Below are 22,120 nucleotides of genomic sequence, written 5' to 3'. Positions count from 1 at the left end.
CTGCACATCTCAGAGGCCGAATAACAGTTAGTTATTCAAAAGCAGCTAATTTTCAGGCTAGCGCGCCCGCCGTAAGGGGTCAAGTTGCTGACCTAGCACGCTAAAGGCGTGTTGAAGGGCCTGTCGTGTTTTTGACCCACAACCTTCCATTTTCGCATCTTGTGGCAATAAAACGTTTTCTTGCAGCCATCTTCCCGTATCTTGCGAGCTAACTGGCACATTTCTCAGGCGTGCAGTGGGCTGCTCGTTGTCCAATGCCCACGTTTGCCAACGTTGAAGGTTTTCACGCTCGGCGAGCAGCTCTGCCTGTTTGATCCGCTCACGCAGGGCGGTAACGGTCTCACTTGAGGCATCGTGATGCTTTAAATCGCGCCTTAGCCCGCGCAGCACTTCTGTCACCCCAGTCTGCCAATCACGGCGCGCCTGGCGCAGCGCTTCAAGCGACTCTGGTAACGCCTCGAGTCCATGCACATAAAGCCAGCCATGAAACAACAGCTCGCAGACATCCACGCCTGCGTCGTCCTGTAGCGTCAGGCACGCCTGCTCGACGCCGGGGCGACTATAAAAGGTTAGCGCGAAATCCCACAGCGGTGTCTGCTGAAGCGCCGCGAATCGGGTAGAATCAAGCGCACTAGAATCTGGCATTGTATGACCCACCTTATTCGGGAGAACGCATGATCGCACTGCGCCAAGTCGCCCTGCAACGCGGCACGCAAACGTTACTCGACAACGCCGACCTCACCCTACCCGACGGGGTGAAAGCGGGGATTATCGGGGCTAACGGTGCAGGCAAATCGAGCCTCTTTAAACTACTCCTGGGCGAACTCGGCCCGGACCAGGGCGACGTCGAACTGAGCGGTGGACAGCGTATCGCTCACATGGCTCAGGAGGTCGATGCGCTGGACCGGCCGATTATCGAGTATGTACTGGATGGCGACATCGCCCTTCGCCAGGCCGAAACGGACCTACAGGCCGCCAGGGATGCAGGGCATGCCCACCGGGAGGCTGAACTGCACGGCTTGATTGAAACCCTCGACGGTTATCGCGCCGAATCCCGCGCAGCACAGCTGCTGGTCGGGCTCGGCTTTTTTCAGGCGGACCTCGATCGACCGCTTTCGGCGTTTTCCGGGGGCTGGCGGATGCGCGTCAACCTGGCCCGCACGCTGTTCATGCCCTCCGACCTGCTACTGCTCGATGAGCCCACCAACCACCTGGACCTTGATGCGTTGCTGTGGCTGGAGCAATGGCTCACCCGCTATCCCGGCACATTGCTGTTGATTTCCCACGACCGCGATTTTCTTGATGCCGTCTGCGATCACATTGTGCATATGCATCACCAAACGATGGAACTTTACCGCGGCAACTATTCACTTTTTGAGCGCACCCGCGCCGAAAAGCTTGCCCTCCAGCGGGCAGAAGCCGCCAAGCAGCAGGCACGACGCGAGGAAATCGAGCGCTTTATCGCGCGTTTCCGTGCCCAGGCCACCAAGGCCAAGCAGGCCCAAAGCCGCGTCAAGATGCTGGAGCGCATGGAAGATATTGCCGTCGCCCATGTCGATTCGCCCTTTCATTTCACCCTGCCCGCCTCGGATAAAACCTCTCACCCGCTACTGGTGCTCGACCAGGCCACGCTGGGTTATCGCGGCGATGCGGGCGATATCGTCCAGCTAGACAAGGTCAATGTTACCCTCCTGCCGGGTAGTCGGATCGGTCTGCTAGGCCCCAACGGGGCGGGTAAATCAACGCTGATCAAATCACTCACTGGCGAGCTCGAATTGCTGAATGGCAAGCGGGTGCCCGGCGAGCACTTGGCGATTGGTTACTTTGCCCAGCATCAGTTGGAAGGGCTCGACGTGACCACCACCCCATTCGTGCATGTACAGCGGCTATCGCCCACCGTCAGCGACCAGGAAATCCGCAACTTCCTGGGTGGGTTCGGCTTTAAAGGCGACGACGCCTTTGGTCAGGTAGCCACCTTTTCAGGCGGCGAGAAGGCGCGTTTGGCGCTGGCCCTGGTGGCGTGGCAAAAACCCAACCTGCTGCTGCTGGATGAGCCCACCAACCACCTGGACCTGGAAATGCGTGAGGCACTGACCCAGGCGCTGGCCAGCTTCGAAGGCACCGTCATCCTGGTATCCCACGACCGTCACCTGCTGCGCGCCACGGTGGATGAGTTCTGGCGGGTCGCCGACCATCGCGTCGAGCCTTTTGACGGCGACCTGGACGACTACCGAGCGTGGCTGAAAGCACGCCTTGAAGAAAGCCGCCGCGACAGCCGCAGCGAGAAAAACGAACGCCAGGCCCAACAGCCCAGCGGTGATCGCAAGGCGGCTCGCAAAGCAGCCGCTGAATTACGTGAGAAGTTGCGTCCACTGAAAAAGCAGCGTGACCAGGCGGAAAAAGCGATGGAGAAAACCCAGCAGTCACTGGAAAAGGTCGAGGAAATACTGGCCGACCCTGAGCTTTACACCGACAACGCTCGAAAAGCTGAATTGACCGATGCCCTGGCCCGCCAAGCTGATATCAAGGCGCGCTTGAACGACGCCGAAGCTGAGTGGCTGGCCGCCGAGGAGGCACTGGAAGCCATGGAAGCTGAGTTAGTGGCCAGCGAGAACGCCTGAAGACCCGCTCAGCTCTCCAGCAAGAAGGTCACCGGCCCGTCGTTCACCAGCGAGACCTGCATATTGCCGCCAAATTCGCCGGTAGCGACGTTCTGCCAGGCGGATTGCGCCTGGGCCACCAGATAGTTAAACAGCTGCTCGCCTTCATCGGGGGGCGCGGCGCTGGAAAAACTGGGCCGCAGGCCTTTATGGGTATCAGCGGCCAGAGTGAACTGTGACACCAGTAGCAGGCCGCCCTCGGCCTGTTGCACATTCAGATTCATCTTGCCATTGGCATCGCTGAACACACGGTAGTTCAGCAACTTGTGCAACAGCTTGTCGGCATCCGCCTGGCTATCGCCCTTTTCAATGCCCACCAGCGCCAACAGCCCGTGGTCAATGGCGCCCACGTTATCACCTTCGATATCAACGCTTGCCCTGGTTACCCGCTGAATCAATGCTTTCACGCTATGCCTCGCTCGCAAAAGCGCCAGTATAACGCGCTTGCCAATACCTGATTACCGCCCTAACAGCGCATCGCGGAAGTCTTCACCCAGAGGACGTTCGCCTAGCCAGATACCAAAGAGAGCACTGGCCAGTTCTGCATTACCGCCCTCGAATAGAATCTCGTCATTCAATGCCAAGCGCAGCGTATCGCCGTCCCAGCTCAAGACATAGCGGTCCTGTGGCTCGACATCCTGATAACGTTGGTTAAAGGTATTAATATCGGCTTCCAGCTGCGAGTACTCATAGGCGGTCAGGTTTTTTTGCAGCGTTTCTGTGGTGGCGTCGGCAAACTCTTCGGCCTCGATATCATGGAAGTAAGCTAACTCGAGGCGGCGGGGTATATCGCTTTGCGGCTGGGGATCAGTCTCGCCTTCTGCCTGGTAATACGCCCCGGCATAGGCGGTCCAGATCATGTAGGTAAAAACGCCGCTGCCGATAAGCGCATAGCGCTGGCCGTTCTCTTCCAGGGTTCGCTCGAAGCGCTCACCTTTTTCGCTGACTGTCTGCGCCCAAAGGTCTGAAGACCCAAACAGCAGCAACGCGCCCGCCAGCCATACACCAACGCGATACCCGCAAGGCTTGAGAAAACCGACATGTAACGACATAGCAAGGCACCTCTTATTGTTGCAAGACAGCACCTATACTACATAAAAACCAAATAAAAGTTCCGTATAATTACGCCCTGCATAGCATCACGTCACAGTGAGGCTCACTCAATAGCATATCGGTCATCTGGCTCGCATGGTGCGGTTGGTCGCGGCTGCCGATCACCACCAAATCAGGGGTGTGGCGCTTGATGTAAGCATTCAAGACCTCACACGGGGAGCCGTGCTCCAGCACCAGCTCAACGTCGGGAACGCCCGCCAGCTCGTCCATCAAACTGTCAATTTCCTGAGCGAGCCGTTCGCGCAGCCGCGTCACCTCGTGATCTCGCCATTGCGCATAGTAAGGGTGCGAGCCAAGTTCACGCTCGCCCGGCAAGCTCCAGGCATGCAATAACGTCAGTGATGCATCAGGAAAACGCTGCAACGCTTCCCGCAGACTGTGCCGAGCCGTCAGAGAGAAATCGACGGGCACCAGTATCGACCCCCACGGCTGGGTAGGCGGCTGCGAGGCAACCACCACAGGGCAAGGCGCACTGCGGATAATGCGCATCAGGGTAGTCCCCGCAAGCAGGTCTTTCTGTCCGCGCTTGCGATGCATACCCACTACGACCAGGTCTGCCTGGCGCTCATGGGCCTCGCGGATAATTTCAACGTAAGGCGCGCCAGCCACCGTCTGGATCAGCGTCTTGGGTTCTTCGAGGGCGTAATCTTCACGGACATCTTTGAGAGTGGCGGCGATATCGTCTACCACCGCCGCTTCAACCTCGTGAAAGACGCGACGGGGCAGGTAGGGATCGAGCACATGGACGATATCGAGCTGCGCGCCGTCGGCGTAAGCCAGGCGCAGCGCTCTGGCAAAGGCGGCGCGGTTTTCGGCAGAGAGGTCAGTGGCAAACAGTAGGGTACGGGTCATCGCAAACGCTCCTCGGCCTGCTAGCAACACCCTTCAGCATGGTGCGCAACGGTCCATTGCGCAAGCTAAACGGTGACGCCACCCCGGCGAGCAGCGCTGTGCTTTACCACCAGGCGTGAAAGTGATGCACCGGGCCGCGCCCGTTACCCACATTCAGCCTGACACTGGCCTCCAAACCGGCATGCAGCCATTGCTTGGCCTCGGCAATCGCAGCAACTGGGGCGTCATTTTCAGCACCTGCCGGGAGCTTGGCGAGGCAGGCCGCAATAGCTGAAGAAAGCGCGCAGCCGGTGCCGTGCAGGTTTTCCGTGGCGATCCGTGACGCTGGCAGCCAGCGGTGCTCATTGGGCGTCGCCAGCAAATCGGGGCAGGTCTCGCCCCGCAGGTGGCCCCCTTTGAGCACCACATAGGGCGCGCCAAGCTGCGTCAAGCCCGGCAGCATCGCTTCCATCTCATCCAGTCCGGTGGGCGATGGTGCGTCGAGCAGAACAGCGGCCTCGGGCAGGTTGGGGGTAATCACGTCCGCCAGTGGCACCAGGATATCGCGCACCGCCCGGATACCTTCATTATCGACCAGAATATCGCCGCTTTTGGCCACCATTACCGGGTCGAGCACGATCCAGCGTGGCCGGCGTCGACCCAGCACCTCGGCGATCACCTCGGCCACGTCGCGGCTGGCGACCATACCGATCTTGACGGCATCGATCTCGACATCGTCGAGCAGGTTCTCCAACTGCTCGCGAATCGCCTGGGGCGACACCGGATATACCGAGGCGACACCGCAGGTATTCTGGGCGATCACCGCCGTAATCACATTGGTACCGTAGACCCCGAGTGCCGAGAAGGTTTTCAAATCGCCCTGCAGCCCAGCGCCACCGGAGGGGTCGGAGCCGGCGATGGTAAGCACATTGCGCAGGCGGGAATCAGTAGACATGAGGATCCTCGGATAAAAACAGTATTCAGCTAGGATACCCAAGCCGAGGCGTTTGTGCTGCCTTAAAAACGCAAATGGCCGCCCGAAGGCGGCCATTTCATGCAAGGCTCGGCGTATTATTCGGCGCTGTCGCCTTCAGGGTTACGCGCGTTGTAGTATGCCTGTTCGGAGATCGCGTGATAGTCCTCGACCTTCTCCTGGAAAGCCTGATAGGACTCGTAAATCCGCGTTGCCATCTCGCTGGATTCTGCCAGCTCTGCAACGACATCTGCCGAGTGTTCACGTGCCTGCGCTAATACGTCATCAGGAATGCGTCGCAGCTCGACATCATGCTCGTTGACCAGTGTTTCCAGCGCATCATTGTTACGCGCGGTGTACTCGTCCAGCACGTTGGCATTGACGTCGCGTACCGCGGTTTTCAGGATCGCTTGCAGGTCTGCCGGCAGTTCGGCCATGGCCTCTTCGTTGACGATCGCCTCGAACATCACGGTCGGCTCGTGCCAGCCCGGATAGTAGTAGTAATCCGCCGCCTGGTGCAGGCCAAAGGCCAGGTCGTTATAAGGACCAATCCACTCGGTTGCGTCGATCGCGCCCGACTGCAGCGAGGTAAAAATCTCACCGCCCGGCATGTTCACGATCGCCACGCCCATGCGGTTCATGACTTCACCGCCCAGGCCTGGCATACGCATTTTCAGGCCATCCAGGTCATCAACCGAGTTGATCTCCTTGTTGTACCAGCCGCCCATTTGCACGCCTGAGGCACCGGCCACCAATACGTCGACGCCAAATTCATCGTAAAGCTCGTTCCACAGCTCCATCCCGCCACCGAAGTGTAGCCAGGCGTTCATTTCCTGGGCGTTCATGCCAAACGGCACAGCGGCAAAGAACTGGGCAGCGGGGGCTTTGCCCTTCCAGTAATAGGAAGCGGAATGACCAAGCTCAGCGGTACCGTCGGAAACGGCGTCAAATACCTCAAACCCTGGCACCAGCTGACCGGCACCAAAGACTTCGATGGTCAGGCGGCCGTCCGACATTTCATCCACAAGCTCGGCAAGACGCTCGGGGCCTTGGCCGACACCCGGGAAGTTTTTCGGCCAGGATGTGACCATCTTCCAGCGGAATTCTTCTTCTTGAGCCTGGGCGTGATTATCAATGCTCGACACCGCCAGCAAACTGGCGGACATGGCGGTCGTCATGGCAATGGCGATGGGGAGTGTTTTAACTTTCATACATGAACCCTCTAGCTTTCTATTATTACTGTTATGGGTAGGAAAACACCGCTCAGCCATGTGCTTCAGGCGTTGGACCAAGCGGCTTGCTGCAAATGGTTAATGAGTTATTTAACTGCGTAAGTACTAGGTTGTCACGTCCTTGCGTTGATAGCAGCGGCGACTTTCAACTTATTGCTAGCCGCCGAACTGCGCGGGCAGCCACGTTGCCAACTGCGGAAAGAACGTTAGCATCAGCAACATGCCCAACTGCATCAGGATAAACGGAATCACCCCGCGATAGATCGCCGAAGTCGGCACTGACGGCGGCGCCACCCCACGCAGATAAAAGAGAGCAAAGCCGAACGGTGGCGTCAAGAACGACGTTTGTAGGTTAATCGCAATCATGATGCCGAGCCAGATCGGATCAAGCCCCATGGCGAGCAGAATCGGGCCGACGATGGGCACCACCACGAAGGTAATTTCGATAAAGTCGAGAATGAAACCCAGCAGGAAGATAACCAGCATCACGATGATCGTTGCGCCCACCACGCCGCCGGGCATACCTTCAAACAGCTCGGTGACCATGTGCTCGCCACCATAAGCCCGGAATACCAGCGAAAACAGCGCCGCCCCGATCAGAATCAGAAACACCATGGTGGTGACGTTGGTCGTCGAACGCAGAACGTCTTTCAGGGTCGCCATATCCAACTGGCGATAGGCTAGCGCCAACACCAGGGCGCCAAAGGCGCCCACGGCGGACGCTTCGGTAGGTGTCGCAAAGCCACTGAGGATCGACCCAAGCACCGCCACAATCAGCACCACGGGTGGCACCAGACCTTTGAGCAGCAACATGCCAAGCCCCGAGGTGTGACCAAGCTCTTCCATCAACTCCTTTCGATCAGCGGCGGGGGCCATGCTCGGGCGCCACCATGCGATGAGCGCTACGTAAACCATGTACATGACCACGAGGATTAAACCCGGCACCAGTGCGCCCATGAAGAGATCACCCACCGATACCGTTTTCGGGCTGAAAATCCCCATATCCAGCTGCGCTTGCTGATACGCCGATGACAAGACATCACCCAGCAGTACCAGCGCGATGGAAGGGGGAATAATCTGACCCAGCGTGCCGGTGGCACAAATCGTCCCCGTCGCAAGCGAGGTGCTGTAGCCACGCTTCAACATCGTCGGCAACGACATCAGGCCCATAGTGACCACGGTTGCCCCCACGATGCCTGTGGATGCGGCCATCAGCATGCCTACCAGCGTCACCGAGATACCCAAGCCACCGCGCATGGCACCAAACAGCAGTGCCATGGCATCGAGCAGCGTTTCGGCGACTTTGGATTTCTCGAGCAAAACCCCCATCAAGACAAATAGCGGCACCGCCAACAGCGTCTGGTTGGTCATGATGCCGTATAGTCGGTTGGGCAGCGCAGCAAGATAGCCACCATCGAAATTGGCATCGATTCCCATGGCTTGGAGGCCCAGCCCCATACCGGCAAACAGCAGCGCCGTGCCCGCCAGCGAGAGCGCCACGGGAAAGCCGAACATCAGGACAATACAGATGACGGCAAATAAAACAATCGGCATGAATTCCAGCATCAAAGGCGCTCCTCATGATGGTCATCATCTTCGGCGGGCGCTATCCGTCCGGCCAGCACATAACCATTGCGTACAACTTCAATGACGCCTTGAACGATCATCAGCAATGCAAATAGCGGTATCAGGGTTTTCAGTGCGAACACGGCCGGAATGCCGCCGTGATCAGGGGAGCTTTCGAGGATGCGCCAGGAATTGGCCACGTAACCCATGCTCGATGCAATGATGAACACCATCACCGGCATCAATAACGTCACAATGCCCACCACATTGATAAGGGCCTGGCGGCGTGGCGACATTCCCCGGTAGAAGATGTCGACCCGCACATGACCGTCGTGCCGAAAGGTATAAGCCGCGGCAAGCATAAAGACGCTGGCATGCATGTACATCACCAGCTCTTGCATAAAGATACTGTTCACGCTGAACGCATAGCGGAGCAGTACAATCGCGAACTGAATCAGCATCATGATGATGATCAGCCACGCAAGGGATCGCCCGAACCACTCTGAAGCGCGGTCCAGCGCACCTATCAACGCAGGTAGTTTTGTTGTGTCCGACATGGAAGTGTCTCGCGTAAAACGGCTAAGAGGAGTCAGCGCCCCAGACAATAGCGCAAATACGCAGACATTGCAGCGTCCCTGAACAGCGAGACGCGCTTATCTATTAAACGCTTGCGCGAATCGCCGCTAGACAGGCTTCAGGAAGCGGCAAATCGACGGCAATGGGCAGATGGTCAGAGAACAGATGATCCAGTACCTGCACATCCACCACCTCGAGGGACTGGGAGAGCAGAATATGGTCCAGCGCTCGCCGCGGCTGCCAGGATGGGTAGCTCAGCAGGGGTTTTACCGGGTGTAGCGGCAGGGCGTCATTGAAGCGCTCGTGGGCATGCAACTGATCCGGTGTGCAGTTCAGATCCCCCATTACCACCACATGGCGCAGCGGCTGGATGATTTCACTGAGGTAGTTGAGCTGCCGCACGCGACCGCGATGGCTCAGCGCCAGATGCGCGACAAAGATATGCAGCGCATCCGGCCCCTCACCAAAGCGCGCGTGTATGGCACCCCGCCCCGGCATTGCGCCTGGCAAACGATGCTCCTCTATCTGACTGGGAACCATCCGCGACAGCAGCCCGTTGCTGTGCTGAGCAATACGGCCCAGATTGCGGTTCAACTGCTGGAAATGGTGGGGCAATCCCGACTTGGCGGACAGGTATTCGACCTGGTTAACGCGGCTTGAGCGAAAGCTGCCGCCATCGACTTCCTGAAGCCCGACCACATCGAACCTGCCCATCACCTCGGCCATCAATGCCAGCCGCTGCAAACGTTGGGGATGGGGCAGAAGATGCTGCCAGCTGCGCGTTACGTAGTGATGATACGCCGAGGTCTGAATACCGACCTGGAGATTAAACGTTAACAGACGCAAGTGGCCGCTGCTCAGCAGCGGTGCGTGTGCCTCCAGCTCTTTCATGCAAAACCCCGTGGTGAATGCAGCGTCACAAAGCGTTACTCTTGGCGCGCTTCACGGACCTGATCAACCAGGGCGTCGGCGATATTGGGCATGTTTTCAAGGCTACCGGCGCTGCTTGGCGTCACGACATAGCGACCATCGACCACCAGCGCGGGCACACCCATCAGGCGCATATCGCGCATGCGGCTATTGGCTTTGTTCACGTTGCTGCGAACGTTAAAGGCCGTGAGGGCTTCCTTGGCTTCCTCTTCGCTAACGCCATAATCGGTGAAAAAGGCGGCGATCTCGTCTTCATCGGTCAGAGAACGCTCGTCCTGGTGGATGGCGTCGAAGAAATCCGCGTGCAGGTCCTCTTCAATACCGAGTTCTTTCGCGGCGTAGAAGGCGTTGGCATGGGTATTCCAGTCGCCGCCCATGGTCGCCGGCATTTTTTCAACCGTCACGTCATCATCGAGGGTTTCGTACCACTCATTAACATGTGATTGCAGGCGATAGCAGTGCGGGCAGCCAAACCAGAATACCTCCAGCACTTCTATTTGCCCCTCCTCAACCTGCGTCTCAACCGGCTCGTCGAGCACTTCGTAGTGCTGTCCTTCAACCAACTCTTGGGCACTGACTGCCGCTGACAAGCTTAGTCCGGCAACCGCAACCATTAACGTTTTCAACATAGTGACTCTTCTCCGTGGGAAAGCGACCTTGTGACCCCAGCGTTCGGCTGGGGTTCCACGCTTGGCAAAACAAGTGATTAATAACATGAGCTTATTGAGGGCGGTCGTTTAATTCAAACCCAGCAGATAATTAGCTACCGCCTGCATGTCGTCATCGCTCATTTTTGTCGCGATATCACGCATCACGCCGTTAGGGTCGTTATCCCTGTCGCCGGCGGCAAAGTCCTGCAGGGTGCTGACCGTGTAATCGATTTGCAGCCCCGAGAGTGCTGGATAAGCCGCACTGCCTATTCCCCGGCCGGTCGGCGTATGGCAGGCACTGCAGGCCGGAATGCCATTCTCCCTGTCACCGGCCCGGTACAGCTCTTCACCACGGGCCAACAGCGCTTCGTCATCATCCGCCTGGCCAAGATGAGGCTCCTGCCCGGCGTAAAAAGCGGCCACGTCCCAGGCGTCCTGGTCATCAAAATTATCCACCTGACCCGCCATCTGCGGCACCTCACGGCGGCCATCACGAATATCCATGATTTGTTTGGCAAGGTACGACATCTGCTGGCCCGCCAAATGAGGAAATGTCGGTGTAGGGCTGATACCAGCTTGCCCGTGACAAGCCGCACAGGGCGTTGCCAGGGTTTCACCGGCGGCCGCGTCAGCCTCCGACCGAGGATCTGCCGCAGCGCTCCCCGCGGCACCCAGGGAAATGGCCAGGCTTGCCAGTAATGTTCTCATCGCAATTCCATTATGGTTGGTGTTATCAAAGCCTCCGCACGACACACAAGCTGACACGTTGGTCGCTGCCCGGCAGAGCACGGTGTTACACTACCCGCGGGCCATAGAAACCCATTTGTGTGCAGTATAGCGAAGCCTCCAAATTGCAGAAATCTTGTCGCGCATTGTTGGTCACCTTATTGATTGTTTTTATCTTTGTTTGTCAGGATTAATGCCATGCCTACCCCCCATGATAGTTCAGCTGTGCGACTTAATTACCCCACCGCGCAATTTATGACCAGCGCGCCTACGCTCGCCCTATGCCCGGACGATACCGGTGCCGAAGTCGCGTTTGCCGGGCGCTCGAACGCCGGAAAATCCAGTGCGATCAATGCCCTTACCCAGCAGAAAGCGCTGGCCCGCACCTCGCGTACGCCGGGGCGCACCCAGTTAATCAACTTCTTTAGCGTCATGAATGATGAGGCATACCGCCTGGTCGATCTCCCCGGATATGGTTACGCCAAAGTCCCCGAAACGGTCAAGCTGGAATGGCAGCAGCACATGTCTGACTACCTGCGCGGCCGCTTCAGCCTGCGCGGGTTGGTGCTGTTGATGGATGTACGCCATCCGCTCACCGAGTTTGACCAGATGATGCTGGGGTTCGCCGACCAGCGTGACATGCCGGTGCATATTCTGCTCACCAAGGCCGACAAGCTGAAAAAGGGCCCGGCCAACGCGGCGTTGCAGCAAGTGCGATCACGCCTGAAGGAGTGGGAGGACCTGGTATCGGTTCAACTGTTCTCGTCGCTCAAGCGTGACGGGGTCGACACCCTCGCACAGCGTCTGGACCAGTGGTTGAAGACGCCTCAATAAGGCGTCTTCAATGCCGCCAGCACGCCGCGCAGCTCTCTCACATGGCCAATCTGATGGACGCCCTTGGGCAGCGCGTCGTGACGCTCCTCGCTGATCCACACCGCGTGCATGCCCAACCGCAGGGCCGGGACTATGTCTTCTTCCCAGGAATCGCCCACGTGCATGGCGTTGTGCGGCGCGACCTCGAAGCGTTCAAGCGCGGCCAGAAACGCCGTGGGGTCGGGCTTGGGGGCCAATAGTTCACCGGCGGCGATCGCCACTTCAAAGTAACCCGCCAACGGTTGACGTTTGAGGTGAATATTACCGTTGGTAATGGCCGCCAGCCGATAGCGTTGCCCAAGGTCTGACAATAACTCGGCGGCTTCGGGGTGCGGCGTCACCTGTACGCGCAAACGATGGAATTCATTCATGGCAGCGGCGGCCCACAGCGTTGCAGCGCTGCGCGGCAAGCCTTGGGTCTCGAGCTGCGCTTCCAGGGCACGTAAACGCAGCCAGGTAAAGTCGCCACGTCGTTCGGGCACTTCCAAGGCCAGTCGCTTTCGGCGTTGCAGATAATCCTCAAGCCCTTGATCAAACCCTAGCCCCCACGACGGCCAGCAACGTTCGGCCAACCAAGCGGCGAGGTTTTCACGCAGCCAGCCGTAATGCCCGGTTTCCGTTCGCGCCATCACGCCGCTGTTATCCCAGAGGGTATCGTCCAGATCAAAGGTAATCGCTTTGAGTGAGGTCATGGCTCGCTCCGTGGGCGGCGTTTTGCGCGAGGGTGCGCGGCGTCGTAGCTGGTTGCCAGGTGCTGCCAGTCCAGCCGTGTATAGACCTGGGTGGTCGAGAGGTTGGCATGCCCCAGCAACTCCTGCACCGCACGCAGGTCCTGGCTGGACTCGAGTAAATGGCTGGCGAATGAATGGCGGAGTCGGTGAGGATGCAAATGCTCGGGTAGCCCCCGCTCAATGGCAAGCAATGCCAGGCGCTTTTGAATCGCCCGATGTCCCAGGCGTGCCCCACGCTGGCCGACAAACAGCGCTTTTTCAGCGTCAGGCGCCCATTGGGGCCGGACGCTCAACCAGGCCGCCAGCGCCTGCCGGGCTCGACGCCCCACCGGCACCTGGCGGGGCTTGCCGCCTTTTCCCAGCACGCGTACGCGATGGTCCTGAAGAGCCTCAAGGTCGAGTGACGCCAGCTCCGCCAAGCGCAACCCACTCGAATAGAGCAGTTCCAGCATTGCCTGATCGCGGCGCGCCAGTGGCGAGTCATCGTGGGGCGTATCCAGAAAGCGCGCCAGCGTATCGACATCCACCGGGCGCGGTAAGTGCTGGGGTTGCTTGGGTGTACGGACCAGATCCAGCGGGTTATCGGCGATGACGCCCTGCTTCACCAGGTAATCGGCGAAGCGCGATAACGCCGCGCGGCGCCTGGCGAGGCTGCGTGGCGCAAGCCCCCGGCGGCGCTCTTCCCCCAAAAACGCGCGCAGCAGATGCTGGTCGAACGCGGCGGCATCGTCGTCCTGGCGCTCAATAAACCCGCACAGCGCGCCAATATCCTGGCGGTAAGCAGCCACCGTTGCCTCGCTTGCGTGGCGTGCGAGCGAGGCGAGAAACGCCTCAGCGTGCTGGCGGGTAGCGTCGTCATTCATGGGTGGGCGTCAGGCGAATCAGCAGCCGTGCCACGATATCGCCAAGGTACTCGGTAAACAGCGTATCCATACTGGCGCGGTACTGATCGGCATCGGGGCTGGCAATCAGCAAGTACCCCAGCGGCTCACCCGCAGAAAGCCGCGAAATGGCGCATGACCCCGCCTTGCGTGGCGCTTTGACGTGGGGTAACAAGCACTTCCAGTCGCTGACGCTGAGTTTGGCGCAACGACTGGTGCGGCCATCGAGCAACGCCGCCAACCGGGCACTGGCATGCTGATCCAGCACATGCCGGGGCGGCTGCGGGAGTGAGGGTTCGTCGTCGCTTAATGTCGCGGGGCACCATAGCGCCATGGCGGGGGTGTTGAAGCGCTCACTAAGCTGCGTGGCCAACGCCTGGGCCAAAGCGTCACGCGTGTCGGCCTCCACCAGCGCCAGCAACGTTTCGCGCAGCCGTCGGTACTGGGCCTCGTTATGGCGAGCGGTTTCCAGCAAATGCTCAAGACGCCCTTCGGCGGTCTCGGCGCGCTGGCGTAAGTCGATCACCAGGCGCTCGAGGAGCGACACCGCCCCTTCAATATGCGGATGAGGAACCTGCAACTGCTGCAGCAGCCCTTCCCGCCCCACGAAAAAATCGGGATGACGCGCCAGCCAAAACGCGACTTGATCGGGGTCGAGCGTTTTGCGCGGTTCTGGGGCTTGGGACATCGCCGTTCTCCTTGGGTTAGTCAAAGACTGCTTGCTCTATCGGTTGTTCAAAAGCGCTAGTAAATCGCTACCCGGCCGTCAAAGACATGCGTCGCCGGCCCCACCATGATCAGCGGTGACTCGGGTGACGACCACTCGACACTCAATTCGCCGCCGAGTAAATGGACGCGCACCGGGCTTTTTAACAGCCCCTGGCGGATACCACTGGCAACGGCGGCGCAGGCCCCGGTACCACAGGCTAGCGTTTCGCCACTACCGCGTTCAAATACCCGTAGCCGGATTTCGCTTGCCGACAGCACCTGCATGAACCCCACGTTCACACGCTTGGGAAAGCGCGGATGCGCTTCGAGCAGCGGACCCAAACGCGCGACGGGAGCGGTATCAACGTCATCGACCTGAAGCACCGCATGGGGGTTGCCCATCGATACCACACCCAGTTGCAGCGTTTCACCATCCACCTCGACATCGTGCAGCGGCTGGTCGCCCGGGGCGTCGAACGGCACGGCTGCCGGATTAAAGCGCGGCTGACCCATGTCGACACGCACCAGGCCGTCGTGCTGAACATTCAACACCAGCGGTCCGCCAGCGGTTTCAACACGAATTTCGTGCTTGTGGGTCAGACGCTGTTCACGGACAAAGCGCGCAAAGCAGCGCGCCCCATTACCGCAGTTTTCGACTTCGCTGCCATCAGCGTTGTAAATCCGGTAGCGAAAGTCCATATCAGGGTCGCGGGGCGGCTCCACGATCAGCAGTTGGTCAAAACCGATGCCAAAACGCCGATCCGCCAGTTGGCGTATTTGCTCGTCGCGCAGGCGGGCGCGCTGGGTGACCAGGTCGACCACCATAAAGTCGTTGCCGAGGCCGTGCATTTTGGTGAAGTGCAAAAGCATTAGCAGCCTCCTTCGGGCAGCAAGGCTTCACCGGACCACAGGCTTTCCAGCGTTTCACGGGCGCGGACCAGATGACAACGTTCGCCGTCTACCATCACTTCAGCGGGGCGCGGGCGGCTGTTGTAGTTGGAGGCCATGACAAACCCATAGGCGCCGGCGGACCGCACGGCCAGCAGGTCGCCCGCGGCAATCGCCAACTCGCGTTCTTGACCCAAAAAGTCGCCCGTTTCACAGACCGGCCCCACCACATCGTAGATTGAGGTTTCGCGCGCTGATCGCGTATCCACCGGGACAATGGCCTGCCATGCCTGATACAGCGCCGGGCGTATCAGATCGTTCATGGCGGCATCCACGATGGCAAAGTTCTTGGTTTCGCCAGGTTTTAAAAACTCCACACGGGTGAGCATGATCCCCGCATTGGCGGCAATCGAACGACCGGGTTCGAACAGCAGCGTCAGTTGCTCGCCGCCTTCCCAGCGCGACAGGCGCGAGAGTAGCTGGCTTGCGTAGTCAAACGGGTGCGGCGGGGTTTCATCCCGGTAGGGCACGCCAAGGCCGCCGCCCAGGTCCAGATGGTCGATCTCGATGCCACGCTCGCGCAGGCGCTCCATGAGCACCAGTAAACGCTCCAGCGCATCCAGAAACGGCGCGGTTTCGGTAAGCTGCGAACCAATATGGCAATCCAGGCCCTTGACCTGCAGGTTGGGCAGACTTGCGGCCAGTTCGTACACCGTCAGGGCATCGTCGACGGGAATGCCGAACTTGTTGTCCTTAAGGCCAGTGGAAATGTATGGGTGGGTACCCGCGTCCACATCGGGATTGACCCGCAGCGACACCGGGGCCACCTTGCCAAGCTCACCCGCCACGGCGTTCAGCCGCTCGAGCTCGGGGCGTGACTCGACGTTGAAACATTTGATGCCCACTTCAAGTGCCCGGGCCATTTCATGGGGCTGCTTGGCCACGCCGGAAAACACGACCTTGTCCGGGTCACCGCCCGCCTTGAGCACGCGCTCAAGCTCGCCCACCGACACAATGTCAAAACCCGCTCCCAGCTTGGCCAACAGCCCCAGCACGGCGAGATTGGAGTTTGCCTTTACCGCGTAGCAAATCAGGTGTGGATGGCCGCCCAACGCTTCGGTGTAGGCGCGGAAATGGCGCGTCAGTGTTGCCTTTGAATAGACATAACAAGGCGTGCCGTATGTCTCGGCGATACGGTCAAGCGGGACATCTTCAGCAAAAAGCAGGCCGTCACGGTCGTTAAAATGATCCATTTAACCCTCCTGCTGATCGACATTATCGTCATCGGGCAGGTAGAGCGGCCCTTTTTGTCCACAGCCGACCAGCAACAGGGCCACCACGGCGAGTAAGGCAATTTTTTTCATAGTGCCCCCCCTTTCAAGGTTGCCAGTGCCTCGCGGGCACGCTGGGCGGCGGCACGCACCTGGTCGGGGGCCGTTCCGCCGATGTGATTGCGCGCGGCCACAGAGCCCTCCAGCGTCAGCACCTCGAATACATCCTGCTCAATAGTGGCCGAGAACTGCTTGAGTTCATCTAGCGTCATTTCTGAAAGGTCTTTTTCAGTCCTCAGGCCATAGGCCACCGACTGACCGACGATCTCATGGGCATCACGGAAGGCCACCCCTTTGCGCACCAGGTAGTCAGCCAGGTCGGTGGCCGTGGAAAAGCCTTTGCGCGCCGCTTCAAACATGCTGGCTTTTTTCGGCTCGATGGCCGGCACCATGTCGGCGAACGCTTTCAGGCAATCACGCACGGTATCCACGGCGTCAAACAGGGGTTCCTTGTCTTCCTGATTGTCCTTGTTATAGGCCAGCGGCTGGGACTTCATCAGGGTCAGCAGGCTCATCAAGTGGCCATAGATGCGGCCCGTCTTGCCACGCACCAGCTCAGGCACATCTGGGTTTTTCTTCTGCGGCATGATCGACGAGCCGGTACAGAAGCGGTCGGGCAAATCGATAAAATCGAACTGGGCGCTGGTCCACAGCACCAGTTCTTCGCTCATGCGCGACAGGTGCATCAACAGGATACTGGCGAAGCTGGTGAATTCGATGGCGAAGTCGCGATCGGACACGGCGTCCAGCGAGTTTTCCGCCGGGCGCTCAAAGCCCAGCAGTTCGGCGGTCACGTGACGATCGATCGGGTAGGTGGTACCGGCCAGCGCCGCAGCACCGAGGGGCATCACGTTGATCCGCTTGCGGCAGTCCAGCAGGCGCTCGTGGTCGCGGGCGACCATCTCTTGCCAGGCCAGCAAGTGGTGGCCAAAAGTCACCGGCTGGGCGGTCTGCAAGTGGGTAAAACCGGGCATGATGGTCTCGGCTTCGCGGTCAGCAAGCTCGATCATTCCCTCGCGCAGGCGGACAAGCTCGGCTTCTATGACGTCGATGGCGTCGCGCATGAACAAGCGAATATCAGTGGCCACCTGATCATTGCGCGAACGCCCGGTGTGAAGCTTTTTGCCGGTAATACCGATCTTGTCGGTCAGCCGGGCTTCGATGTTCATGTGCACGTCTTCCAGCGGCACCGACCACTCAAACTCATCGCGCTCGATTTCGCCCTTGATCTCACTCAGGCCGTTGATAATCGCGTCACGCTCGTCGTCGGTCAGCACGCCGACGCGCGCCAGCATCGTCGCGTGGGCGATAGATCCCTGGATATCCTGGCGCGCCAGGCGTTGATCAAAATTGACGGACGCGGTAAAGCGTTCAACAAAGGCGTCGGTGGGCTCGCTGAAGCGACCGCCCCAAGACTGGTTCGTAGCTTGGCTCATCGGAGGCATATCCTGCTGACAAAACAATTAGAGTCGATAGCGGAAAGTGTAACAGAGTCGCCCTCGGGAGCGGCACGCCGTTTTTATCACGACGGCATCAATGCCTAGGGCGTCGACAACGTCGGGGGCGACGCTAAGAAATCAAGCAGGGCGTTCAATGGCATGGGGCGCGCGAAGTAGTAGCCCTGCAAGTAGTCGCAGTGACGTTGAGCAAGGTAGGCAAACTGCTCAGCGGTTTCCACGCCCTCGACCAGCACCTCTAGCTCCATCTTTCCCGCCATGGCAACAACGCCATCAATGATGGCGGCATCGTGGCGATCAGTAATCACATCACGCACAAATGAACGATCAATTTTGATTCTGTTAATGGGAAGGCGTTTAAGGTAGCTCAAGCTGGAAAAACCGGTGCCAAAGTCATCCATGGCAATGTGAACGCCCAACTGCCGTATGCGCTTCAGCGCTTGAATGGCCTGCTCCGCGCTATCCATCAATACGCCTTCGGTCAGTTCCAGCTCAAGCAGTTCCGGCGCCAGGTCGCTTTCCTCAAGCACCCGTTCAACCGTTTCCAGAAAACCGGGGCGCTGGAAATGCATCGGCGAAACATTCACCGCCATGGTAATTCGCCCCAGGCCCAGCTCGTTCAGTTGCTTGGCAACGCGGCAGGCAGTGGCGAGCACCCAGTCGCTGATCGGGATGATTTGCCCGGTGTCTTCCGCCAGGCCAATAAAATCCCCGGGCGGAATGAAGCCACGTTCAGGGTGCGGCCAGCGGATCAGGGCTTCCACGCCCACCACCTTGCCACTGGGCCCGTGCATTTGCGGCTGGAAATACAGCTCGAACTGCTGCTGCTCAATCGCATACTGCATCGCATTGCGCAGGCTGACCCGTTCGCTGACCTTGCGGTTGAGATCCTCGGTATACCATTGGCAGGTATTACGCCCGCGACGCTTGGCCTTGTACATGGCCAAGTCAGCCTGCTGGATCAACTGGGAAGGGTCACTGAGGGTACCGTCGCTCATCGCCCCACCGATACTTGCGGTAATGCGCAACTCGCTGCCTTGATGCCAGTAGGGTGTCGCCAATCGTTTGAGAATCCGCTCAACCACTTGAATCACGTCGCTGTGGTGAGCCAGATCCGGCAGGAGGACCACAAATTCATCACTGCCGAAACGCGCTACGGTATCCCAGGGGCGCAGTTCCTCTTCCAGCCGCTTGGCGACCTCCATCAGAATAAAGTCACCGACTTCATGCCCAAGGGTGTCATTGATCGGCTTGAATTCGTCCAGGTCGATAAACAGCACGGCGAGATGACGCTGGTAGCGGCGCGCCACCAGGCATCCCTGATCCAGGCGCTGGGTCAGCAGCGTCCGGTTGGGCAACCCCGTCAGCGCATCATGGCTGGCGTTATAAGCCAACTGTGCCTGGTACTCGCGCTGTTCAGAGATATCGTTTTGCACGCCGATGAAATGGGTCACTTGCCCCAACGTATCGCGCACCGGAGAAACGTATAAATCGTTCCAGAAAGGCCTGCCATTGCGCCGATAGTTGCGAATTACCACATGCACTTCTATACCATCAGCGACACCCCGGCGTAGCTGCTTGACCGTATTTGGATCGGTATCGTCGCCTTGCAAAAAACGGCAGTTGCGGCCAAGCGCTTCCTCGCGGGTATATCCAGTGATCCGCTCAAAGGCGGTATTAACGTACACGATAGGCAAGTCAGCATGGGCCGCATCCGCAATGATCATGCCATTGGTACTTGACTCGACGCTGCGTTCGAGGAGCTTCAGTCGGCTTTCGGTGGCTTTGCGATCCGACACCACCCGCGCGATGACATAGGCCACCCCGTCGCCCAGCGAAGGATCGACCTCTAACCAGTGAAGCGCCTGTGAGGACGAGCGGGCCCGCACCTCGAAGATGGGAACATCGTGCCCCTGGATCAAGCGCTCAAACATTGTCTCGATGAGAAGGTGGTCCCGCACGTCAACCACCTTGCCACAGTGCCTACCCACGAGTGCGTCCGCTGAATAACCCAGCAGGTTCTCAAACGCAGGGTTTACCTGCAAAAACCGCCCTTCCAGGTCAATACAGAAAAATAAATCATGGGAAAGCAGGAAAAATTGATCCAGCTGTCCATACGGTGCAGAGGGCGTCATAGGGTATCCTGAGGCAAGCAACTTGGGACGCATTCAAGATCACTTGCGGTATTGGTTATTTTTACTGGGTAGCCGGGTGCTTTATGATGAGAACTATCATAATTTGACGCGCCGTGTCAGCGGCAAAAGGAGAATAACGTGGCATCTATCACCAAACTACGCATCGCCACGCGGAAAAGCCAACTGGCGATGTGGCAAGCGGAGCATGTTCGCGACCGCCTGATGGCGGCGCACAGCGGACTTGAGGTTGAACTTGTGCCGCTGTCCACGCGAGGCGACAAGATCACCGATACACCGCTTTCCAAAATTGGTGGCAAAGCATTATTTGTCAAGGAGTTGGAAGAGGCCATGCTGGACGGTCGCGCCGACATCGCGGTGCATTCCATGAAAGATGTCCCCATGCATTTCCCCGAAGGCCTGGGCCTGTCGATAATTCTCGAAGGCGCCGACCCCACCGACGCCTTTGTCTCGAACCATTACCGCAGCCTTGACGAGCTGCCGGAGGGGGCTCGCATTGGCACGGCCAGCCTGCGACGGGGACTACAGATGCGCGAGGCGCGTCCTGATCTCAGCATTCTGAACCTGCGCGGCAATGTCCAGACCCGCCTGGGCAAGCTGGATAGCGGTGAATTCGAGGCGATCATCCTGGCCACCTCCGGCCTCAAGCGGCTTGGCCTGGACGACCGCATTACCCAGGCGATGCCGCCTGAAATCTGCCTACCCGCCTGCGGGCAGGGCGCCCTTGGCATTGAGTGCCGACTGCACGATCCTGAATTAATTGCACTTCTGGCGCCGTTGGACGATGCTGATACTGCCACACGCGTTCGCGCGGAAAGGGCGATGAATACGCGCCTGGAAGGCGGCTGCCAAGTGCCCATTGCCGGTCATGCGGTGCTGGACCTTGATAACGAGACGATGTGGCTGCGTGGGCTGGTCGGCAACCCGGAAGGCACCGAAGTGCTCCGTGCGGAGGGCCACGGCTCGATGCACGAACCCGAAGCGTTGGGTATTCGCATCGCTGAGGAGTTGCTTGACCAGGGAGCAGGCAAGATTCTGGCCGAGGTATACGGCAACGAGATATGACGCTACCGGTACTGATCACCCGGCCTGGTACTCGAGGGACAGTGCTTGCAGAGGCACTGCGCCGCGAGGGCGTCAACGCTGAGACACTGGACGTGATGCAGCTTCAGGCGCTGCCCGAAGACACGACCTTGCGCCAGGTTTGGCTAAATATTGATCAGTACCATAAGATCGTTGTTGTGAGTCCCTTTGCCGCTGGCTGCTTGAGCGAGGCGCTTGATCGCTACTGGCCACAGCTGCCGGTCGGCATTGACTACTATAGCGTTGGTCAAAGTACAGCGGCCTTGCTTTACGACCAGTTAGGCGTGCGCGTGCATGTCCCGCCGCCGCGTGAGAGTGAGGATACCAGCGAAGCGCTGCTGCGCTTGGCATCACTGCAAAGGCTATCCCACCAGCGCGTATTGATAGTCGCAGGTGAAGGCGGTCGACCGCTATTAGCGGATACGCTTGCCGAACGCGGCGCGCAGGTGACCGCTTTGGCCGTCTACCGACGCCGCTTGCTGACACCATCGAGCCCCGTAAAAGCTCGGCTCGCAACGGGTAATTACCGGGCGTTGATCGTCACCAGCGGCGAACTCTTAGAACATCTGGCAAAATGGTGCCAACCGGCAGCGTTGAACCAACCGCTAATCGTTTCCAGTCGCCGTTTGGCTACACTGGCTGAAAGACTGGGGTTTTGCGACCCCATTGTGGCGTCAGGGGCCACACCACCGGCGTTAATCGCCGCGTTGGCTCGGACCTAGACCCAGCGGGTGCCGATGTCGATCAAGGAACTTAAC

22 protein-coding genes and 1 pseudogene are annotated in these 22,120 nt (G+C 59.0%); 4 read left to right on the top strand and 19 right to left on the bottom strand.

Features of this window, described 5'->3' with window-relative positions; genetic code table 11:
• Positions 1-57: 57 nt before the first annotated feature.
• Complete coding sequence (locus B7L15_RS06005; RefSeq protein WP_085918090.1) at positions 58-645, bottom strand: TIGR02444 family protein; 588 nt, start codon at positions 643-645, stop codon at positions 58-60.
• Between the two features lie 29 nt (positions 646-674).
• Here B7L15_RS06005 and B7L15_RS06000 point away from each other — a divergent pair, with 29 nt between their 5' ends.
• Complete coding sequence (locus B7L15_RS06000) at positions 675-2,621, top strand: ABC-F family ATP-binding cassette domain-containing protein (RefSeq protein WP_085918089.1); 1,947 nt, start codon at positions 675-677, stop codon at positions 2,619-2,621.
• Between the two features lie 8 nt (positions 2,622-2,629).
• Here the strand turns inward: B7L15_RS06000 and dtd are convergent, their stop codons facing one another.
• The 10 genes from dtd to B7L15_RS05950 all read right to left on the bottom strand — a co-directional run bounded on the left by dtd (position 2,630) and on the right by B7L15_RS05950 (position 11,239).
• On the bottom strand, positions 2,630-3,067 hold the full coding sequence (gene dtd / locus B7L15_RS05995; RefSeq protein WP_085918088.1) for a D-aminoacyl-tRNA deacylase: 438 nt from the start codon (positions 3,065-3,067) through the stop codon (positions 2,630-2,632).
• A gap of 51 nt (positions 3,068-3,118) precedes the next feature.
• Positions 3,119-3,712 carry a chalcone isomerase family protein gene (locus tag B7L15_RS05990; RefSeq protein ID WP_085918087.1) on the bottom strand — a complete coding sequence of 198 codons (594 nt, stop codon included), beginning with the start codon at positions 3,710-3,712 and terminating at the stop codon, positions 3,119-3,121.
• A gap of 70 nt (positions 3,713-3,782) precedes the next feature.
• A complete protein-coding gene (locus B7L15_RS05985) occupies positions 3,783-4,625 on the bottom strand; it encodes a universal stress protein (RefSeq protein ID WP_085918086.1) in 843 nt (280 codons plus the stop codon).
• A gap of 103 nt (positions 4,626-4,728) precedes the next feature.
• Positions 4,729-5,559 carry a bifunctional hydroxymethylpyrimidine kinase/phosphomethylpyrimidine kinase gene (thiD, locus tag B7L15_RS05980; RefSeq protein WP_085918085.1) on the bottom strand — a complete coding sequence of 277 codons (831 nt, stop codon included), beginning with the start codon at positions 5,557-5,559 and terminating at the stop codon, positions 4,729-4,731.
• A 116-nt stretch (positions 5,560-5,675) separates the two neighbouring features.
• A complete protein-coding gene (locus B7L15_RS05975) occupies positions 5,676-6,788 on the bottom strand; it encodes a TRAP transporter substrate-binding protein (protein ID WP_085918084.1) in 1,113 nt (370 codons plus the stop codon).
• A gap of 177 nt (positions 6,789-6,965) precedes the next feature.
• Positions 6,966-8,375 carry a TRAP transporter large permease gene (locus B7L15_RS05970; protein ID WP_085918083.1) on the bottom strand — a complete coding sequence of 470 codons (1,410 nt, stop codon included), beginning with the start codon at positions 8,373-8,375 and terminating at the stop codon, positions 6,966-6,968.
• Positions 8,375-8,932 carry a TRAP transporter small permease subunit gene (locus B7L15_RS05965; protein ID WP_085918082.1) on the bottom strand — a complete coding sequence of 186 codons (558 nt, stop codon included), beginning with the start codon at positions 8,930-8,932 and terminating at the stop codon, positions 8,375-8,377. The genes B7L15_RS05970 and B7L15_RS05965 overlap by 1 nt, the downstream gene beginning before the upstream one ends.
• Positions 8,933-9,035: 103 nt before the next feature.
• A complete protein-coding gene (locus B7L15_RS05960) occupies positions 9,036-9,842 on the bottom strand; it encodes an endonuclease/exonuclease/phosphatase family protein (RefSeq protein ID WP_085918081.1) in 807 nt (268 codons plus the stop codon).
• 35 nt (positions 9,843-9,877) lie between these two features.
• Positions 9,878-10,510, bottom strand: a complete 633-nt coding sequence (locus B7L15_RS05955) for a thiol:disulfide interchange protein DsbA/DsbL (RefSeq protein ID WP_085918080.1) — start codon at positions 10,508-10,510, stop codon at positions 9,878-9,880.
• Between the two features lie 108 nt (positions 10,511-10,618).
• Positions 10,619-11,239, bottom strand: a complete 621-nt coding sequence (locus B7L15_RS05950) for a c-type cytochrome (RefSeq protein ID WP_085918079.1) — start codon at positions 11,237-11,239, stop codon at positions 10,619-10,621.
• A 216-nt stretch (positions 11,240-11,455) separates the two neighbouring features.
• Here B7L15_RS05950 and yihA point away from each other — a divergent pair, with 216 nt between their 5' ends.
• Positions 11,456-12,091, top strand: coding sequence for a ribosome biogenesis GTP-binding protein YihA/YsxC (gene yihA / locus B7L15_RS05945; RefSeq protein ID WP_085918078.1), 636 nt, complete (start codon positions 11,456-11,458; stop codon positions 12,089-12,091).
• Here yihA and B7L15_RS05940 read toward each other — a convergent pair.
• From B7L15_RS05940 to B7L15_RS05905, 8 genes are all read right to left on the bottom strand, one after another.
• The gene (locus B7L15_RS05940; protein WP_085918077.1) at positions 12,085-12,822 is read right to left on the bottom strand and encodes an HAD family hydrolase; all 738 of its coding nucleotides are present in this window, start codon (positions 12,820-12,822) and stop codon (positions 12,085-12,087) included. The two genes, yihA and B7L15_RS05940, sit on opposite strands and share 7 nt — an antisense overlap.
• Positions 12,819-13,724 carry a tyrosine recombinase XerC gene (locus B7L15_RS05935; RefSeq protein WP_085918076.1) on the bottom strand — a complete coding sequence of 302 codons (906 nt, stop codon included), beginning with the start codon at positions 13,722-13,724 and terminating at the stop codon, positions 12,819-12,821. Before B7L15_RS05935 ends, B7L15_RS05940 begins: the two co-directional genes overlap by 4 nt.
• The gene (locus tag B7L15_RS05930) at positions 13,717-14,430 is read right to left on the bottom strand and encodes a DUF484 family protein (protein WP_085918075.1); all 714 of its coding nucleotides are present in this window, start codon (positions 14,428-14,430) and stop codon (positions 13,717-13,719) included. The genes B7L15_RS05935 and B7L15_RS05930 overlap by 8 nt, the downstream gene beginning before the upstream one ends.
• Positions 14,431-14,486: 56 nt before the next feature.
• Positions 14,487-15,320, bottom strand: a complete 834-nt coding sequence (gene dapF / locus B7L15_RS05925; protein ID WP_085918074.1) for a diaminopimelate epimerase — start codon at positions 15,318-15,320, stop codon at positions 14,487-14,489.
• Positions 15,320-16,591: a diaminopimelate decarboxylase gene (lysA, locus tag B7L15_RS05920; RefSeq protein ID WP_085918073.1), complete on the bottom strand. Its 1,272-nt coding sequence runs from the start codon at positions 16,589-16,591 to the stop codon at positions 15,320-15,322. Before lysA ends, dapF begins: the two co-directional genes overlap by 1 nt.
• Positions 16,592-16,702 (bottom strand): LPS translocon maturation chaperone LptM, encoded by a 111-nt coding sequence (gene lptM, locus B7L15_RS05915; RefSeq protein WP_082925969.1) that lies wholly within the window; start codon positions 16,700-16,702, stop codon positions 16,592-16,594.
• On the bottom strand, positions 16,699-18,105 hold the full coding sequence (argH, locus tag B7L15_RS05910) for an argininosuccinate lyase (RefSeq protein ID WP_085918072.1): 1,407 nt from the start codon (positions 18,103-18,105) through the stop codon (positions 16,699-16,701). The genes lptM and argH overlap by 4 nt, the downstream gene beginning before the upstream one ends.
• 104 nt (positions 18,106-18,209) lie before the next feature.
• Entirely contained in the window at positions 18,210-20,261 is a 2,052-nt protein-coding gene (locus B7L15_RS05905) for a putative bifunctional diguanylate cyclase/phosphodiesterase (protein ID WP_085918071.1), read from the bottom strand.
• 138 nt (positions 20,262-20,399) lie between these two features.
• Here B7L15_RS05905 and hemC point away from each other — a divergent pair, with 138 nt between their 5' ends.
• Together hemC and B7L15_RS05895 are read left to right on the top strand one after the other, a co-directional pair.
• Positions 20,400-21,344 (top strand): hydroxymethylbilane synthase, encoded by a 945-nt coding sequence (gene hemC / locus B7L15_RS05900; protein ID WP_085918070.1) that lies wholly within the window; start codon positions 20,400-20,402, stop codon positions 21,342-21,344.
• Positions 21,341-22,119, top strand: a pseudogene (locus B7L15_RS05895) (uroporphyrinogen-III synthase). The gene hemC and the pseudogene B7L15_RS05895 overlap by 4 nt, the downstream one beginning before the upstream one ends.
• Position 22,120 lies beyond the last annotated feature (1 nt).

Origin of the sequence: Halomonas sp. CSM-2 (assembly GCF_002119345.1) — a bacterium.
In the GTDB taxonomy this organism is placed as follows: Bacteria; Pseudomonadota; Gammaproteobacteria; order Pseudomonadales; family Halomonadaceae; genus Vreelandella; species Vreelandella janggokensis.
Note: the sequence above shows the minus strand (reverse complement) of the source record. Positions and strands in the feature narration are given on the sequence as shown.